Source organism: Gordonia terrae (assembly GCF_001698225.1).
Lineage (GTDB): Bacteria > Actinomycetota > Actinomycetes > Mycobacteriales > Mycobacteriaceae > Gordonia > Gordonia terrae.
In genome coordinates this window covers 5,453,791-5,470,887 of the sequence record NZ_CP016594.1, presented here as the reverse complement: position 1 = coordinate 5,470,887, position 17,097 = coordinate 5,453,791, and the positions used below count along the sequence as shown (strand labels likewise).

The 17,097-nt window shown below is 68.8% G+C and carries 15 protein-coding genes; 11 read left to right on the top strand and 4 right to left on the bottom strand.

Annotated features, from left to right (window positions below; translation table 11 throughout):
• Positions 1 to 124: 124 nt before the first annotated feature.
• The 6 genes from BCM27_RS25965 to BCM27_RS24200 are packed head-to-tail and all read left to right on the top strand — an operon-like array spanning position 125 to position 6,489.
• Entirely contained in the window at positions 125 to 1,162 is a 1,038-nt protein-coding gene (locus BCM27_RS25965; protein ID WP_004022793.1) for a thiamine pyrophosphate-dependent dehydrogenase E1 component subunit alpha, read from the top strand.
• 18 nt (positions 1,163 to 1,180) lie between these two features.
• A complete protein-coding gene (locus BCM27_RS25960; RefSeq protein WP_004022792.1) occupies positions 1,181 to 2,221 on the top strand; it encodes an alpha-ketoacid dehydrogenase subunit beta in 1,041 nt (346 codons plus the stop codon).
• 2 nt (positions 2,222 to 2,223) lie between these two features.
• Positions 2,224 to 3,669, top strand: coding sequence for a 2-oxo acid dehydrogenase subunit E2 (locus tag BCM27_RS24215; RefSeq protein WP_004022791.1), 1,446 nt, complete (start codon positions 2,224 to 2,226; stop codon positions 3,667 to 3,669).
• Positions 3,666 to 4,055 (top strand): Zn-ribbon domain-containing OB-fold protein, encoded by a 390-nt coding sequence (locus BCM27_RS24210; protein ID WP_004022790.1) that lies wholly within the window; start codon positions 3,666 to 3,668, stop codon positions 4,053 to 4,055. Before BCM27_RS24215 ends, BCM27_RS24210 begins: the two co-directional genes overlap by 4 nt.
• Positions 4,052 to 5,215, top strand: coding sequence for a thiolase family protein (locus BCM27_RS24205; RefSeq protein ID WP_004022789.1), 1,164 nt, complete (start codon positions 4,052 to 4,054; stop codon positions 5,213 to 5,215). Before BCM27_RS24210 ends, BCM27_RS24205 begins: the two co-directional genes overlap by 4 nt.
• Before the next feature lie 11 nt (positions 5,216 to 5,226).
• Positions 5,227 to 6,489 carry an acyl-CoA dehydrogenase family protein gene (locus tag BCM27_RS24200; protein ID WP_004022788.1) on the top strand — a complete coding sequence of 421 codons (1,263 nt, stop codon included), beginning with the start codon at positions 5,227 to 5,229 and terminating at the stop codon, positions 6,487 to 6,489.
• Positions 6,490 to 7,055: 566 nt separating this feature from the next.
• Here BCM27_RS24200 and BCM27_RS24195 read toward each other — a convergent pair.
• Genes BCM27_RS24195 through BCM27_RS24185 form a run of 3 tightly spaced genes read right to left on the bottom strand, consistent with a single transcriptional unit; the run spans position 7,056 to position 11,303 of the window.
• The gene (locus tag BCM27_RS24195) at positions 7,056 to 8,126 is read right to left on the bottom strand and encodes an acyl-CoA dehydrogenase family protein (protein WP_004020506.1); all 1,071 of its coding nucleotides are present in this window, start codon (positions 8,124 to 8,126) and stop codon (positions 7,056 to 7,058) included.
• A 10-nt stretch (positions 8,127 to 8,136) separates the two neighbouring features.
• Positions 8,137 to 10,680: a putative PEP-binding protein gene (locus BCM27_RS24190; protein ID WP_033204155.1), complete on the bottom strand. Its 2,544-nt coding sequence runs from the start codon at positions 10,678 to 10,680 to the stop codon at positions 8,137 to 8,139.
• On the bottom strand, positions 10,677 to 11,303 hold the full coding sequence (locus BCM27_RS24185; RefSeq protein WP_004020504.1) for a hypothetical protein: 627 nt from the start codon (positions 11,301 to 11,303) through the stop codon (positions 10,677 to 10,679). The genes BCM27_RS24190 and BCM27_RS24185 overlap by 4 nt, the downstream gene beginning before the upstream one ends.
• A gap of 264 nt (positions 11,304 to 11,567) precedes the next feature.
• Here BCM27_RS24185 and BCM27_RS24180 point away from each other — a divergent pair, with 264 nt between their 5' ends.
• Together BCM27_RS24180 and BCM27_RS24175 are read left to right on the top strand one after the other, a co-directional pair.
• Entirely contained in the window at positions 11,568 to 13,028 is a 1,461-nt protein-coding gene (locus BCM27_RS24180; protein ID WP_004020503.1) for an aldehyde dehydrogenase family protein, read from the top strand.
• A gap of 29 nt (positions 13,029 to 13,057) precedes the next feature.
• Positions 13,058 to 13,546, top strand: a complete 489-nt coding sequence (locus tag BCM27_RS24175) for a nuclear transport factor 2 family protein (protein WP_004020502.1) — start codon at positions 13,058 to 13,060, stop codon at positions 13,544 to 13,546.
• 11 nt (positions 13,547 to 13,557) lie between these two features.
• On the opposite strand, the gene BCM27_RS24170 is transcribed toward BCM27_RS24175, so the two are convergent.
• Positions 13,558 to 14,076, bottom strand: a complete 519-nt coding sequence (locus BCM27_RS24170; RefSeq protein WP_004020500.1) for a VOC family protein — start codon at positions 14,074 to 14,076, stop codon at positions 13,558 to 13,560.
• Positions 14,077 to 14,168: 92 nt separating this feature from the next.
• Between BCM27_RS24170 and BCM27_RS24165 the strand changes: the two genes are divergently transcribed.
• Genes BCM27_RS24165 through BCM27_RS24155 form a run of 3 tightly spaced genes read left to right on the top strand, consistent with a single transcriptional unit; the run spans position 14,169 to position 17,091 of the window.
• Positions 14,169 to 15,059, top strand: coding sequence for a sugar phosphate isomerase/epimerase family protein (locus tag BCM27_RS24165; protein WP_004020498.1), 891 nt, complete (start codon positions 14,169 to 14,171; stop codon positions 15,057 to 15,059).
• On the top strand, positions 15,056 to 16,033 hold the full coding sequence (locus tag BCM27_RS24160; RefSeq protein WP_004020497.1) for a TIGR03621 family F420-dependent LLM class oxidoreductase: 978 nt from the start codon (positions 15,056 to 15,058) through the stop codon (positions 16,031 to 16,033). The genes BCM27_RS24165 and BCM27_RS24160 overlap by 4 nt, the downstream gene beginning before the upstream one ends.
• 8 nt (positions 16,034 to 16,041) lie before the next feature.
• Positions 16,042 to 17,091: a zinc-dependent alcohol dehydrogenase gene (locus BCM27_RS24155; protein ID WP_004020495.1), complete on the top strand. Its 1,050-nt coding sequence runs from the start codon at positions 16,042 to 16,044 to the stop codon at positions 17,089 to 17,091.
• Positions 17,092 to 17,097: the final 6 nt, after the last annotated feature.

The following is a 17,097-nucleotide window of genomic DNA, read 5'->3' as shown; positions in this document are numbered from 1 at the left end:
TGATAGTGATTCTACTAACAATCGTCTACAGTGGTGACACATACTGCAGAAGCGATCAACAAACTCTGCGGTTTCGGCGGGGTTCACATCGCCGCCACCTGCACAGTCATCCCAGAGAGGTGTCATGGTGACCACCACAGAGACCGGCGCCGAGCCGGTTGCTCCTGCCGGACAGGCGACCAAGACCGCGGAGCCGTTGCCGAACCGTGAGGTCGTGCTCGACCTGCACCGCCGGATGGTGCGCATCCGCCAGTTCGAGACCGAGGCGGGTCGATTGATGGAGGGCGGCCGGCTTCCCGGTTTCCTGCACCTCTACGTCGGACAGGAAGCGGTCGCGGCCGGCGCGATGAGCAACCTGCGCGACGACGACCAGATCTCCTCGACACACCGCGGCCACGGCCACGCCGTCGCGAAGGGTGCCCAGTTCCGGCAGATGTTCGCCGAACTGTTCGGCCGCGTCGACGGTTACTGCAAGGGACGCGGCGGTTCGATGCACATCAACGACCTGTCGATCGGCATGCTCGGCGCCAACGGGATCGTCGGCGGTGGCATCCCGATCGCCGTGGGTGCGGCCTTCGCGGCGAAGTACCGCGGCGAGGACTCGGTGGCCATCCCGTTCTTCGGTGACGGTGCGAGCAACATCGGCGCCTTCCACGAGGCGGCCAACATGGCCGGCATCCTCGAACTCCCCGTCGTGTTCGTGTGCGAGAACAACGGTTACGCCGAGTTCACTGCCCTGCGCGATCACATGAAGCTCGAGAACGTCGCCGACCGCGCCGTGGCCTACGGGATGCCCAGTGAGATCTGCGACGGTATGGACGCCATCGAGGTGCGCGCCGCGGTCGGGCGGGCCGTCGATCGCGCCCGCGCCGGCGGGGGACCCTCCCTGGTCGAGGCGAAGACCTACCGCTACTACGACCACCAGGGCGTCAAGGGCCTCCGCAAGACCTACCGGACCCAGGAAGAGGTCGAGGCCTGGAAGGAGCGCGACGCGATCAAGCTGCTCGAGGCCCGGGCCGTCGCCGAAGGTGTGGTGACCGAGGCCGAGTTCGCCCAGATCTGGGCCGAGGTCGACGCCGACATCGCCGAATCCGTCGCCTTCGCCGAGAACAGCCCGTACCCCGACACCGCCGACATCGCGCTCAACGTCTACAGCGTCTGACCCGGAGAAGCCGAGAACATGTCCACTGCAACAGAAACCATCGCAACAGAATCAGGCGCAGACAACGCGGCTCCGGCAGCGCGGTCGACCACCTACGTGAAGGCCTTCAACGAGGGTGTAGCGCAGGTGATGCGCGAAGACGAGAACGTCTTCGTGATCGGCGAGGACGTGGCCGCATACGGCGGCGTCTTCCACATGTACGACGGTCTGCTCGCCGAGTTCGGCAAGCGCCGCATGGTCGACACACCCATCGCCGAGATGGGTCTGATCGGCCTCGGTGTCGGTGCGGCGGCTCGTGGCCTGCGCCCGATCGTCGACATCATGTTCATGGACTTCCTCGCCGTCGCCCTCGACCAGGTCGTGAACCAGGCCGCGAAGATGAAGTTCATGTACGGCGGCGAGGTCAAGGTGCCCATGGTCATCGCCGTCGCCTACGGCGCCGGGGTGAGCGCGGGGGCGCAGCACTCGCAGAGCCTGGAGTCCTGGTTGGCCCACACGCCGGGACTCAAGGTCGTCATGCCGTCGAATGCACGGGATGCCAAGGGCCTCATCGTCTCCGCGGTGCGCGACGACAACCCCGTCGTCTTCATGCTGAACAAGGTGCTGCTAGGTTCGCGCGGGGAAGTCCCCGAGGAAGTCTACGAGATCCCGATCGGGGAGGCGGCTGTCGCCCGCACCGGTGACGACGTGACGATCGTCGCGTTCGGCCGGATGGTCGCCGAGGCCCTCAAGGCGGCCGACGCGTTGGCCGAGAAGGGGATCTCCGCCGAGGTCATCGACCCGCGGTCGGTGCAGCCGCTCGACACCGCGACGATCGTCGAGTCGGCGCGTAAGACCAACCGCATCCTCGTGGTCCACGAGGCGGTCACGTTCGGCGGCATCGGCGCCGAGGTCGCGGCGCAGATCCAGGAGGAGGCATTCGACCACCTGGACGCGCCCGTGCTGCGGATCGGTGCTCCGTTCACACCCGTCCCGTTCAGCACGCCGCTCGAAAAGGCGTACGTGCCCGACGCGGATCGCATCGTCGCCGGTGCCCGGCGACTCCTGGAAAGGAACTGATCGTGGCCTTCCAGATCGTGCTGCCCAAACTCGGGCTCACCATGCAGGAAGGTGTCATCGGGGAGTGGGTCGCCCAACCCGGACAGCGGGTCGCCCTGGGCGACACTCTGTTCCGGGTCGAGACCGACAAGGTCGACGTCGATGTCGAGGCAGAGGCCGAAGGTGTGCTGGCCACCAATGCGCAGAACGGTGCGGTGCTGCCGGTCGGGTCCGTGGTCGGTTGGCTCCTCGCCGACGGTGAATCCGCGCCCGACGGTGGATCCACCCCCACCGCACCCGATTCCGAGTCGACGACCGCACCCGAGAGCACACCGGAGGCGACACCTGCCGGCACCCCCACGGAGGCGACCGCGACCGACGGCGCCCGGCTCAAGGCATCCCCGAACGCTCGCCGCGTCGCATCCGAGGCCGGCGTCGACCTGCGCCGTCTCACCGGGACAGGGCCCGGTGGTCGGATCGTGTCCGAGGATGTCGAGGACTTCCTCGCGCGCCCGCAGGCAGAACCCTCCGGTCCGGAGGCTTCCTCGTCGGCGCCGTCTGCCGGCGCGGCGCCGGGGAGTGCCGCGACATTCGTGGGTCCGGTCGTCCGCAAACTCGCCGCCGAACTCGGGGTGGACCTCGCGACCGTGAGTGGCAGCGGGATCGGTGGCCGGGTCACCCGCGCCGACGTGGAACGCGCCGCCACAGGTCGATCCCGTTCCGCCGCAGACACCTCTGCTGCCGCGCCGGATTCGGCGTCGGTCGGTCCGCAACCCGGTGATGTGATCCCGCTGCGTGGTATGCGCGGTGCCATCGCCCGGAACATGATGGACAGCCTGCACTCCATGGCGCAGCTCACCCACGGATACGAAGTCGATGTCACCGACCTCGTCGCGGTGCGCGCCGCGCTCAAGGGGGAGTCGGCCGCCGCGGGGCGTCGAGCGCCGAGTCTCAACGACTTCATCATCCGGGCCGCGGCGCTTGCGCTTCGCGAGCACCCGTTGCTCAACGCCGGGATCGTCGACGACCAGATCGTGGTGGCCGAGCGTGTCGACATCGGCGTCGCCGTCGCTGTCGGCGGAGGTCTCGTGGTGCCGGTCGTCCGCGACGCCGATCAGCTGTCGGTCGGCGAGATAGCAGGCAACACCGCCGAACTGGCCGCTGCTGCACGCAACGGGAAGCTCGGGCTCGCCGACCTCGAGGGTGCCACCTTCTCGGTCAGCACCCTCGGTGCCTACGGAGTGGACTTCTTCACCCCGGTCATCAACCCGGGCAACGTCGCGATACTGGGCGTGGGCCGGGTGAAGGACGGATTCCGTTGGGACGGAGACACACCGGTGCGTACGCAGGTGCTCACGCTGAGTCTCACCTTCGATCACCGCGCGGTCGACGGTGCTCCCGCGGCGGAGTACCTGCGCACGGTCGGTGAGATCCTCGGCCGTCCACTCACCCTGCTCTCGGGGGCGTGACGGAGGTGTCAGCGGTTGTCGACGACACACTGTTCGCGCAGCTCGATCCGCCGGTACTCGCCGGATCGGACTGCGCGGAGTGCGCGGTTGTCGCGTTCCCGGCCGTGACGCGTTGTCCCGGCTGTGCCGGCACATCGGTGTCGCGGGTCGCGCTACCGCAGCGCGGAACGGTGTGGACATGGACGGAGCAGGCCTTCGCGCCGAAACCCCCGTTCCGCGTTCCCGACTCGGGCTTCCAGCCCTTCGTCGTGGCCTACGTCGATCTGGGCGTCGTCCTGGTGGAGTCGCGCGTGACGTCACCGGTCCGGATCGGCGACGAGGTCGAACTGCGACTGCTCGATCTCGGCGACTGCACCACTTTCGCGTTCGAGAAGGTCGCCGGATGAGCGCCGGTAGAAGGGCTGCAGGCGTCCACATCGTCGGGGTCGGAATGCATGCCTTCGGCCGGCACGGCGACGTCAGCGGCATGGACATGGGCGAGAGCGCGCTACGCGCGGCCCTCGCCGACGCCGGCCTCGACTGGTCCTCGATCGACGCGGCCGTCGGCGGTAGCAATGTGTCGGGCAAGCCGGACTCGCTCGTCTCGCGACTCGGCCTCACGGGCATTCCCTTCGTCACCGTCAAGAACGGTTGCGCCACCGGCGGTGTCGCGCTGGCGACCGCAGCCGACATGATCACGTCCGGACGCGCAGACGTCGTGGCCGTCGTCGGATTCGACAAGCACGAACGTGGGGCCTTCGGTTCCGACCCGGCCGCGTACGGGCTCGGACCCTGGTACGCCCGGTCCGGGATGATGGTCACCACCCAGTACTTCGCGATGAAGACGCGCAGGTACTTTCACGTCCATGGGCTCGACGAGTCGTTGCTCGGAGCGGCCGCCGAGCGCGCATTCGCCAATGGCGCCGCGCACCCGATGGCGTGGCGTCGTAAACCCCTGACCGAGGCCGAGATCCTGGCGGCGGCGCCGGTGAACAGCCCGCTGACCCAATACATGTTCTGCTCGCCGGGGGAGGGCGGTGTCGCCCTGATCCTCGCGTCCGGCGACCGCGCCGCGGACATGTGCGACAAGCCCGTCCGGCTCGCGGCCGCGGAGGTGCGGACACGACGCTTCGGTTCCTTCGAGGTGTTCTCGCCGTGGCTGACCACCAACCCGGTGCACAGCCCCAGCATCGACGCCGCGGCAGCTGCTTTCGCGACAGCGGGGGTCGGCCCGTCCGACGTCGACGTCGCACAGGTGCAGGACACCGACAGCGGTTCGGAGATCATCCACCTCGCCGAGACCGGGCTGTGTGGGCACGGCGAACAGGCTGAGCTGATCCGCTCTGGCGCAACCGCTGTCGACGGGGCCACACCGATCAACACCGACGGCGGTTGTCTCGCCAACGGCGAGCCGATCGGTGCGTCCGGGCTACGCCAGGTGCACGAGGTGGTCCGCCAGCTGCAGGGTCGTGCCGAGGGCAAACAGGTGCCGGGCGCACCGAAGGTCGGTTTCACACATGTCTATGGCGCGCCGGGACTGTCGGCGTGCACGGTTCTGACTGTCTGAGGAGGTTGCCGATGTCGGCACCCGCACTGTCGCCCACGGACCCGGGTGGGTCGGACCTCGCGGTGTTCCGCACCGAGGTTCGCGAATGGCTCTCCGGGATCGCGGAACGCAAGTCGGCAACCCCGTCGGGGCCCGCCGATCTCGCGGTGTTCCGCAACCTGTCCGACGACGAGGAGCGCCGGCTGCTCGATGCGGCGAGGGAGTACCGGCGCAAGCGCTACGACGCCGGGTACGGCGCAGTGACACTCGCCGCCGAGCACGGGGGGCGGGGCCTGCCCGCGTCGTATGCGTCGGAGGTGGCCCGCGCCGAACTCGAGTTCGACGTGCCCCCGTCGACCGAACTGATCAGTGTCACCACCGGACTGGTCGGTCCTGCGGTCGCGATGTTCGGCACCGACGAACAGCGCGAGGCCTATGCGCGGCCACTGCTGCGTACGGATCTCCTCGCCTGTCAGCTGTTCAGCGAACCGGGAGCCGGTTCCGACCTGGCCTCCCTGTCCTGTCGGGCCGTCCGCGACGGCGACGGCTGGCGCATCGACGGTCAGAAGGTCTGGTCCTCAGGCGCACGCTTCGCGGATCTCGGCATGTTGCTCGCCCGGACCGACCCCGATCTGCCGAAACACAAGGGCATCACCGCGTTCCTGATCCCGCTGGACGCGCCCGGTGTCGAGATCCGGCCGATTCGACAGATGAGCGGCGGGGCGTCGTTCAACGAGGTCTTCTTGAACGACGTCCGTATCCCGGACTCCGCCCGTCTCGGTGACATCGGCCAGGGGTGGAAGATCGCCGGTGCGACACTGTCTTTCGAACGGACCGCTTCTGGATCGGTCACCCGCAAGAAGGGCGGCTCGGTCGACGAACTGGTCGGACTGGCGCAACAGGTCGGGGCCGCCGGGGATCCGGTCGTCCGCCAGCAGCTCGCCGACGTCTACATCCGGGCGGAATTGCGTAAGGCCACCGCCGATCGGGTGGCGCGTGCCGCCGCCGCCGGCCGGTCACCCGGTCCCGCTGCTTCCGTCGGCAAGTTGATGGCGTCCGATGTTCTCGTGAAGATCGGTGAGATCGCCGCGGATCTGCTGGGCAACGACATCGCGGTCGAGACCAACCCGAGTCGGTTCGCGTGGACCGAGCACCTGCTCGGCAGCCCCGGGTACCGACTGGCGGGCGGTACCGATCAGATCCAGCGCAACATCATCGGTGAACGGGTGCTCGGCCTGCCGCCGGAACCCCGTGCGGACAAGGATCGTCCGTTCTCGGCCCGCGACCGGCGTTGAGGTGGGCGCTGCTTGAAGAGCAACCCCCGCTCCTGATCCGAAAGAACCACACACCCACTGCTCCCTGATCCGAAAGAAGCGACCCCCCCTCTGCTCCCTGATCCGAAAGAAGTGACCCCCCTCTGCTCCCTGATCCGAAAGAAGTGACCCCCCACTGCTCCCTGATCCGAGAGAAGTGACCCCCTCTGCTCCCTGATCCGAGAGAAGCGACCCCCCACTGCTCCCTGAGGTGCGAGGAGCGATAGCGACGAGCCTCGAAGGGCCTGGTGAGGTACCTCGCGAGCCCTTCGTGGCTCGCTTCGCTCGCACCTCAGGGAGCAGAGGGGTTCGTCGCTCGCACCTCAGGGAGCAGGGGGGTTCGTCGCTCGCACCTCAGGGAGCAGGGGGGTTCGTCGCTCGCACCTCAGGGAGCAGGGGGGTTCGTCGCTCGCACCTCAGGGAGCAGGGGGGTTCGTCGCTCGCACCTCAGGGAGCAGAGGGGCGCTTCGCTCGCACCTCAGGGAGCAGGGGGGTTTGTCGCTCGCACCTCAGGGAGAAGTGGGGCTTCGCTCGCACCTCCAGGGGGCTCACCAACCCAACGTCAGGGCGATCCGCTCCCGGTGAAAGGTACTGGTACCGAACAGCTGTGCGTCGGCGCGGGCCCGGCGGAAGTACAGATGTGAGTCGTGTTCCCAGGTGAAGCCGATGCCGCCGTGCAGCTGGAGGGCCTCGGCGGTGACCGTGCGGTAGCTGTCGGCACACCAGGCGCGGGCCAGGGAGGCCGCCTCGGCGAGGTCGGCGGAGTCGAGGGCGCGGGTGACAGCCGACCGGGACGACTCGACCAGCACCAGCAGGTCGGCGAGCGTGTGCTTCACGGCCTGGAAACTGCCGATCGCGCGGTCGAACTGCCTGCGCTCCTTGACGTAGTCGACCGTCCGGTCGAGGCTGCGCTGGGCCCCGCCGAGTTGCTCGGCTGCCAGGACCAGGCACGCGACGTCGAGCGCCGCCACGATCGCCGACTCCGGCGAGCCCGCCACCGGGAGTCGACGCGCAGGCACCCCGGACAGCGTCACCGCGGCGTGCGACCGGGACAGGTCGAGGGTGGGCAGCGGGGTGATCGACACTCCGGGAACCGTTGCGTCGCAGAGGAACAGTGCGACACCGGTGTCGGTTCGTGCCGCCACGACCAGCCATGCCGCACCCGCAGCACCCAGCGCCGAGGTCGCGACACCACTGATCGTCTGCTCCCCGGAGCCGGCATCGACGGCGAATGCGATGTCGTCGGCATCGAACCAGCCGTGCCGGTCCAGGCCGACGAAGGCTGCCGGTGCACCTTCGGCGATCTGCGCCAGCGCGTCGTCGGCGCCACCGGACCGGATGAGCACCTGCGAAGCCAGCACCGTCGACAGGAAGGGGACGGGCATCACGCCGGCGCCCAGCTCCTCGGCCACGACGAGGAGCTCGGGCAGACCACCGAGTCCACCGCACTCGTCGGGCAGTCCGAGCGCGGCGACACCGATCTGCTCGGCGAGCAGCGACCACGAGCGTCCATCCCAGCCCGGGCCGTCCGGCGCCAGGCCACGACACACCGACGGTCCGCCCAGGGAATCGACGGCGTCGCGGACCGCCGATCTCAGGTCGTCGAGTTCGGTTGTCATGGTGAACCTCTCAGTCAGCGGTCAGCACCGCACGGGCGGCGGCCAGACGGGCCACCGGGACCCGTCGAGGTGAGCACGACACATAGTGCAGGCCGACCGAGTTCAGGAAGTCGATCGACGACGGGTCACCGCCGTGCTCACCGCACACCCCGAGTTTGATGTCGGGTTTGGTACTGCGGGCGAGCAACACCGCCCGGGACACGAGGGCGCCGACCCCGTCGGGGTCGAGGACCGCGAACGGACTGTCGGAGAGCAGGCCGTGCTCGAGATAGTGCGTCAGCATAGACTTCTCGACATCGTCGCGCGAGAAGCCGTAGGTGAGCTGGGTGAGGTCGTTGGTGCCGAAGGACAGGAAGTCGGCGTCCTCGGCGAGTGACCCGGCGAGGAGCGCCGCGCGTGGCGTCTCGACCATGCTGCCCACCTTGTAGGGCACCATCACCCCGGTGTCGGCGGTCACGGCGGCCGCCGCCTCGTGCACCTGCGCGATCGCGCGCGAGAGCTCGCCGGGCAGCGACACCAGTGGGATCATGACCTCCAACTGCGGGGTCGATCCGTCGGCGTGCACGGTGACCCAGGCGCGGAACAGTGCCTCGGCCTGAGCGGGATACAGACGCTTCTGAACCATCGCGAACCGCACGCCGCGGAGACCGAGCATCGGATTGGACTCGTGTGCGTCGGCGGCACGTCGCGCCTGCGCCTCGTCGCGGTAGTCGCCGTCGGCGGGGAGGAACTCGTGGAGTGGCGCGTCGAGCAGCCGGACGGTGATGGGCCGGTCTCCGACGACGCGCAGCAGCTCGGTGAAGTCGGCCTGCTGCGCGGCGGTCAGGGCGGCGATGGCGTCGAGTTCCTCGGCGTCGGATTCCGCGAGCACGAGTCGCTGGACGAGCGGCAACTGGTCGCCCAGGAACTGATGTTCGGTGCGGCACAGGCCGATTCCCTCGGCGCCCAGGCGGAACGCGGTCGCTGCGTCCTCGGCGTTGTCGGCATTGGCGCGCACTCCGAGACGGCGGATGTCGTCGGCCCAGCCGAGCAGCCGGTCGAGCTCGGCCGAGGGTTCGGCGGGGCGGATGGTGACCGCGCCGCGGTAGACGTGACCGGTGCGTCCGTTGAGGGACACCACCTCACCCTCGGTGAGTGTCAGGTCGCCGTTCGTCACCGTCCCGGCAGCACGATCGATGCGCAGGTCGGTGGCGCCGCAGACCGCCGGACGCCCGGCGCCTCGCGCGACGACGGCCGCATGCGACGCCAGTCCGCCGTTCGAGGTCAGGACCGCGGTGGCCGCGAGAAGTGCGGGGACGTCGGCCGGGCTGGTCTCGGAAGCCACCAGGATCACGTTGCGGCCCTGCGCAGCCCACTGCAGCGCGGTGTCGGCGCTGAGTGCGATCTCGCCGGTCGCCGCGCCCGGCGACGCGGGCAGGCCACGCGCGACGAGCTGTTCGCCACCGGTCAGCTTGATCTGCGGATGGAGGAGGTCCTGCATCAGGTCCGGGTCGAGCATCGCGACGGCCTCGCGACGGCCGATGGCATGGTCGTTGACGAGATCGACGGCGAGAGTGGTGATCGCCCGGGGTCCGGGGTGTTCGACAGCACCTGCACTGAGCAGTGCCAGCTGGCGGTCGCGAACCTCGAACTCGACCTGCGCGACGCCGCGCAGATGAGGTTCGAGTGTGGCGAAGATCTGGTCGAGGATGGCCGTGCCACCGGGCATCGCGCCCAGCGGCTCACCGGGGCCGGGCTCGGGATCGGTGCGGCGCACGCCGAGGTGGAACACCCCACTCGGGGAGTACCTGCCGGTCTCGAGGTCACGGCTGACCGCCGATCCATAGCCCGACTCGTTCCATGAACCCAGACGAAGGGCGCGGAGGTGAAGCGCGATGCCGAGATCGTCGGGCAGCGACAACGCCTTGCGCGCCCGTTGCCCGCGCGGTGACGCCCACCGGGTCAGCATCGCCTTGGCGGCGAGCCCGAGCTGTTCGGCCGGGTCGGCCGGGAAGGCGACCCCCGTCGCGTCCACGATGAGATCGAGCAGAGCCGGAACGCGTGCGCGGCTGTCGGAATGATCGTCGACCACGTCGTCGAGGTCGTCGGCGTCGACGCCGAGTGCGTTCTCCGCGATGAACCGGAGCGTCTCGGCCCACGAGTCGTAGATGTCGCGATCACGGCCGATCACGTCGACGAGGGCGTCGACGTTGCGCGGGGACAAGCCGATCACCGAGATGGCTGGCGGAAGAGCCGACACCGGTACCGCCGCACTGCATCTCAGGTGCATCAGCATGGGGCGCCGCTCGGTGCGGACGGCGGGCCAGATGCCGCGAACGGCGAGCTTCTCCAACAGGTCGATGGCGACCCCGGCGGTCTCGCGGTTGGCGAGCTCTTCGCCCGCCCCGACCGGGATCGTCAGGCCGGGCACGACCGGGAGGCCGAGACCGACGAGGTTGTCCATCTCGACCCCGTGGACGCCGAGTTCCGCCGCGCCGAGTCCGCGTGCCCGTCCCTGACCGTGGGGTACCGCGATCCGGGTGAGGGTGTGCACCGCGCTGTCGGAGAGGGTCATCCGGCCGCGCCCGCGACGAGCTCCTCTTCGAGGGCCTCGTCCTGTGCGCGGGTGAGGCCGAGCAGCATGAGTACGTGCTGATGCAGCCACATCCACACGGTGTGATAGCCGTCGGTGAGCGGAGAGGTGAGGGACGCGGTGTCCCCGTCGTCGAAGCGTTCGAGCGCGACGCGGAGACGGTCGCGGTGGTCGAGCAGCTCGGGGGCGGCCTTGCCCGAGCGACGCAGGAACTTGGACACCTCGGTGTGGATGTCGTCGAGCTGGTCTCGGATCCGGGCGTCGTACTGCGCGTCGGAGTGGTCGTTCGCGGACCCGTCGGGCCGGCACTGCCACGCGGTGCACAGCTCGCGGAGCCTGCGGTTGACCGGGAGGAACGCGCGCAAGAAGTCCATCATCGCCTGTTCCTGATCGCCACCCTCGGGGAGTCGGACGAGCCGACCGGCCTCGGCGATGCCGGCGGGAGTCGGCATCACCATGGGCCCCTTCGCGACGGCATGACCCGCGTCGATGACCTCCTGCATCACAGGATTCACCGGACCCCGGTACATGCCCTTGATCACGAGCCCCACCAGCTCGTCCGTTGCGGTCGTCGGTGCCGAGAGGTTGATCGCCAGGTCGTTCATGATGCTCCTGCAGACGAAGATCGGGTCCCGGGCCGGGACGGGGCTGATACCGGTGCGTTGTGACAGGACGGCGCGACCGCCGGTGTTGTGACGCTGCTCATAAGTTACCCAAATAGTAGTTCATGTCAAGAAAGTTGGCCAAACTGTGAACAGAGTTAGGGTGGAGGCTACTTACTTGACACCGCATACGCTTAGGGCGCTACTGTCGTCGATGTGATCGCCACCACTGTCGAGAGTACGGGTGGCAGGAAGGGGTCCGGCGGGATGACCAGCACGAACGAGGCCACGACGGTCGAGGACCGGGACGAGCTGTACATCGGCGGCAAGTGGGTGCCGTCGGTCTCGGAGGCGCGGATCGAGGTGCGCGAGGCCGCGACCGGCGCGACGCTGGCGCATGTGCCCGACGGCGACACCGCCGACTGTGACGACGCGGTGGAGGCGGCGAACGTCGCGTTCGATTCGTGGTCGACGGTTCCGGTCCCCGAACGAGCCGCGATCCTCCGCACGTTCGCCGACGAGCTCGCGGCACGCGAAGACCAGCTCGCGACGATGATGACGCGGGAGGTGGGCACACCCATCGGTCGCTCGCGGAGCGTGCAGGTGGGCCTCGGGGTCACTGTCTTCCGGACCATGGCCGACGCCCTCGAGGCGATGCCCCTCGAAGAGCGCCGGGGCAACTCCCGGATTCTCCGCGTGCCGGCCGGGGTCGTCGGTGCGATCACCCCGTGGAACTATCCGCTCTATCAACTCGCGGCCAAGGTCGCGCCTGCGCTCGCGGCCGGTTGCACGGCGGTCGTCAAACCGAGCAGCGTGGCGCCGCTCGCGGCCTTCGTCGTCGCCGACATCGCCGACGCCATCGGTCTGCCGGCCGGTGTGCTGAACGTGGTGTCCGGTCCGGGGCGGACGGTGGGACAGCGGCTGGCCACCAATCCGGGAGTCGACCTCGTGAGCCTGACCGGATCGACGGGCGCGGGCGCGAAGGTTGCCGAGCTGGCTGCAACCGGAATCAAGAAAGTCACGCTCGAGTTGGGCGGCAAGTCGGCGTTCATCGTGGCGCCGGGCGCCGATCTCGACACGGCTTTGGCGGCCGCGGTCCGCGGCTGCTTCGTCAACAACGGGCAGACATGTGCCGCCACGACCCGGCTGATCGTCGCCCGCGACGACATCGCCGCGGTCGAGGAGCGCCTGGCCGAGCTCGTCGGCGCGATGACCGTCGGCGACCCCCTCGACCCCTCGAACGACGTCGGCCCGATGGCGTCGGCGGCCCAGCAACGGGTCGTCCTCGGATTCCTCGACTCGCTGCCGAACGGCGCGCGGGTTCTGGTCGGCGGACCGGGCGAGGTCCCGGGTCTCGACGACAGCCTGTCCGGCGGCTACTTCGTGCGGCCGACCGTGGTGAGCGGCGTCGACAATTCCGCGGACATCGCCCGCGAGGAGGTCTTCGGCCCGGTGTTGACCGTGCTCGAGTACTCGGACGTGAACGAGGCGGTGGCGATCGCGAACGACTCCGACTACGGGCTGTCGGGTGCGGTGTTCGCGGCCGACGACGACGCGGCCGTGTCGATCGCGCGCCGGCTGCGGACCGGGCAGGTGGCGATCAACGGAGGTCGATTCAACCCGATGGCTCCGTTCGGGGGCATGAAGAAGTCGGGCATCGGCCGTGAGCTCGGGCCCGACGGCCTCGAAGAGTACTTCGAGAAGATCTCGCTGCAGATGCCCGCCTAGTGCGCACACCACAGGAAAAGGACTCACCCATGACCTCTGATCACGAGGCGCTGACGTCTCTGCTGGCGCGTTTCGCGCGGGGCATCGACCTGCGCGACTGGGCGCTGTACCGCTCGGTGTTCACCGACGAGATCGACATCGACTATTCCAGTTACCGCGCGGGCAACGCCGGCCGCTTCCGTGCCGACGACTGGGTCCAGCGTGGTCGCATGCTGTTCCCCGGGCTGGCCGCATCCCAGCACTTCCTGTCCAACTTCGACATAGACGTGGACTCGGATTCCGGCACGGGCCGGGTGGTGACCTACGTGCGGGCCGAACACGTGCTGCCGAACACCGCGGGCGACGCCGTGTTCACGATCGGCGGCTACTACACCGACGATGTGGTTCGCGTGAATGGTGAGTGGCGGATCTGTACCAAACGCCTCACCGTCCTGTGGAATTCGGGTAACCCACAGGTGCTGACCATGGCCCGTGAACGCGCGGCCGAACTGCTCGAGGTCGAGGCTGCGGCTGTCTAGAGCGCGGTCTCTCAGAAGTCCCGCACGGCTCGACGCCCGTCCCACCCGTTCGCGGCCGCGGCGACCTTCGCGTACAGCGCGACGATCGACGCCGCCGGCTCGTAGATCTCCACGAGATGGCCGAACTCGGCGCGAGTGTCGTGGAATGCGAACGAGTTTCCGCTGGGCGTCGTCGCGGTCAGCAGTGCGGGGTGCCCGAGTTCGGTGAGCCGCGCCTGCTCATCGTCGAATGAGGGCACCAGTGTTGCCACGTGATGGACCCGTCCTCGTCCGGAGGTGGTTGCCGCGAACTCTGCCGGTGCCGCCGAGTGGACTTCGACGAGCTCGACCTGAACGGCGCCCCACTGGCCGTAGGCCGACGAATGATCGAACTCGCCTCCCTCGCCTGCGGGCCCGTGGGCGACCTCGATGATGTTGCGACGCAGGAAGAACGGGCCGGCGCCGGTCCGTGCCGAGAAGCGCTGTGCAGCGGTGGCGACGTCGTCGACCACGTAGGCGATCTGTGCGATCGCGCCGAGGGTGGGGGACATGAGGACTCCTCGTCGAGGTGGACAGCAGAACGGCGAACGCTAGTATGATCCATGTAACACTAGTCAAAATAAAGTAACTAGGAGGTGCCGCGATGAGCGTGAACCCGGTCGTCTCGCTCGCGTCGTTGTCGGCGCTCGCGGTCCCGCCGCCGAGGTTCGTCGAGTACGCCGCGGCCGGCGGATTCGACGCGGTCGGTGTGCGGGTGTCCGACCGGTCGGGCGGACGCGGACACCAGCTCGCCGAGGGGTCGCGCCTCCTCGCCGACACTCTGCTCGCACTCGACGATCACGGTCTCGAGGTGCTCGATGTCGAGGTGGTCAAACTGCATCCGGGATCGTCCCGAAATGACTGGGGGCCGGTCTTGTTCGCGGGCGCGGCGCTGGGAGCGCGCTTCGTGATCGCCACCGTGCTCGACGACGATCGCAACCGGGCCGCGGACAATCTCGCCGCGCTGTCCGATGCGGCTGCCGATCACGGTCTGCGCTGTTGTCTCGAACCCATGGTCTTCACCGCGGTACGCGACCTCCGTACCGGCCGGACGATGATCGAGCAGGCCTCGGCGAGGTCGTCGTCGGCCGGGCTCCTCCTCGATGCGCTGCACTGGTCGCGTGCGGGTGGCGATGTGACCGAACTCGAAGCCGGCGTCCGCAACGAGCGGATTCCCTACTGGCAGTTGTGCGATGCCCGCGTCACCGGGCCGGCGCGTAACGACAACGCGGCCATCGCCGAAGCGCGTGGGAACCGACTGGCGCCTGGTGCGGGCGCGTTGCCGCTGCTGCGACTCGCAAGCATCCTCGGACCCGACATGCCGGTCAGCGTGGAGGTCCCGTCCGCACGCGGCGACGCGGATCCCCGCCGATGGGCGATGGAGCTCGGTTCGGCGACGCGTCGGCTGCTCTCCAGAGTGCCGGCGGGCACACCTCTGACGACAACAGCACCAGCCGCAGTCGCCGACCCCGACGATACGAAAGTCCCCTCATGACAACGCATGTGAAGAAACCCTTCCGCTTCGCCGCGCAGGTGTACCGATCGGGCACCGGTGCCCAATGGCGTGAGACCGCCAAGAAGGCCGAGGCGCTGGGGTACTCGGCCCTCCACGTCTCGGACCACTACATCGGTCCGGGTCCCGCGCTCGATCCCACTGCGCACCGACCGGTCACCCTCGCTCCGATCGCGAGCATGGCCATCGCGGCGGAGGTGACCGACGACCTGGTGATCGGGTGCCGGATGTTCTGCACCAGCTACCACGAACCGGTGGTTCTCGCGAAAGAGGCTGCGACCCTGGCGATGTTCGCGCCGGGGCGGATCGAGGTGGGTCTCGGTGCGGGATGGCTGGGCGCCGAGTACGAGGCGATGGGTGTGCCGTTCCCGTCTGCCGGTGAGCGGATCGACCGGCTCGCCGCGACCGTCGAACTGTGCCGGCAGCAGTTCGCCGGCGAGACCATCGACGTCGACCGGGGCGGTGTACGGGCCACCGGCTTCGAGCCGCTGCCGGTGCCGGAGATGGTGCCGCCCATCATGATCGGTGGTGGTGCTCGGCGGGTCCTGACCCTGGCGGGGGCGACTGCCGACATCGTCAGCATCAACTTCAACAACCGTTCCGGAAAGCTCGGTTCGGACAGTGTGGCGACGTCCACGGTCGACGAGACCCACAAGAAGCTCGAGTGGGTCCGGGCCGGGGCGGGCGACCGGATGCCACAGATCGAGCTGGAGACCGGCGCCTACTTCGTGGCCATCGAGGGTGCCACGGACGTCACCGAGGAATCGTTGCTCGAGCGCACCGGCTTCACCTCCACCGAACTGCGGTCGTTCCCGCACGCCCTCGTCGGATCGGTCGACGACATCTGCGAGCAGTTGGAACAACGCCGCGAGGAATTCGGTTTCTCCTATTTCACGATCGGTGATCGCGCGTTCGAGGAGTTCGCCCCGGTCGTCGAACGCATGACAGGAAAGTGAGACAACGAATGACGGTCACGGCAGCGTCTGCCCGCTACGTCCACGTGCCCGAGCCCGGAGTGCTCGAGACGACCCCGGAGACCGATGCGGAGCCCGGCGCAGGCGAGGTCATCGTCGACATCGGATTCTGCGGTATCTGCGCCACCGACACCCACGGCTACCAGTCGGCGGGCCTGCCGCCTGCGGTGTTCGGACACGAGTGGATGGGCACGGTGGCGGCGGTGGGTTCCGGTGTCACGCACCTGCGGCCCGGGCAACGGGTGATCGCCGGGGTCGGCCCCGCATGCGGCATCTGTGCCCAGTGCCGTGTCGGGCACGCCGACAACTGCGATCTCGCGTTCGCAGAGGCCAACGGCATCTCGCCGGGCGCGGCGGCACACGGCGGGTTCGCGGATCGCCTGCGGGTCTCGGCGCGACGTGCGATCCCGGTACCCGAGGCCCTGTCGGATGTCGAGGCCGCTCTGATGGAGCCGGCCACGGTCACCTATCACGCAGTGCGGCGGGCGCGGGTGCCGCTGGGTGCGACCGTGGTGATCCAGGGCGCGGGACCCATCGGTCTGCTCACCGCCCAGCACGCACGAGCGGCCGGCGCGGGCCGGATCCTCGTGTCCGAACCGTCTCCCGCACGACGAGAGGCCGCGACCGCGCTCGGGTTCACCGACGTCCTGGCCCCGGAGAGCCTCGGCGACCGACTGACCGAGCTGACCGACGGTCTCGGAGCCGACATCGTCTTCGAATGCTCGGGCGTGGCGTCGCTGCTGCAGCCGAGTGCGGAACTCGTCCGACGCGGCGGGACGCTGGCGTTGCTCGGCTATCCGGGGACCGACTCCTCGGTGAGTTACGGGGATTGGCAGAGCCGCGAACTCACCGTGATCGGATCGCTCGCCTACACGCACTCGGACTTCATCGGTGCCATGACCCTGGTGGCGGAGGGGCGGATCGATCTGGCGTCGCTGCACACCGGCACCATCGGCCTCGGCGACCTCGAATCGATGTTCGCCGAACTCGATTCGGGCCGCAGCTCGCACACGAAGGTACTCGTCGATCCACGTCGTTGAGTCGGA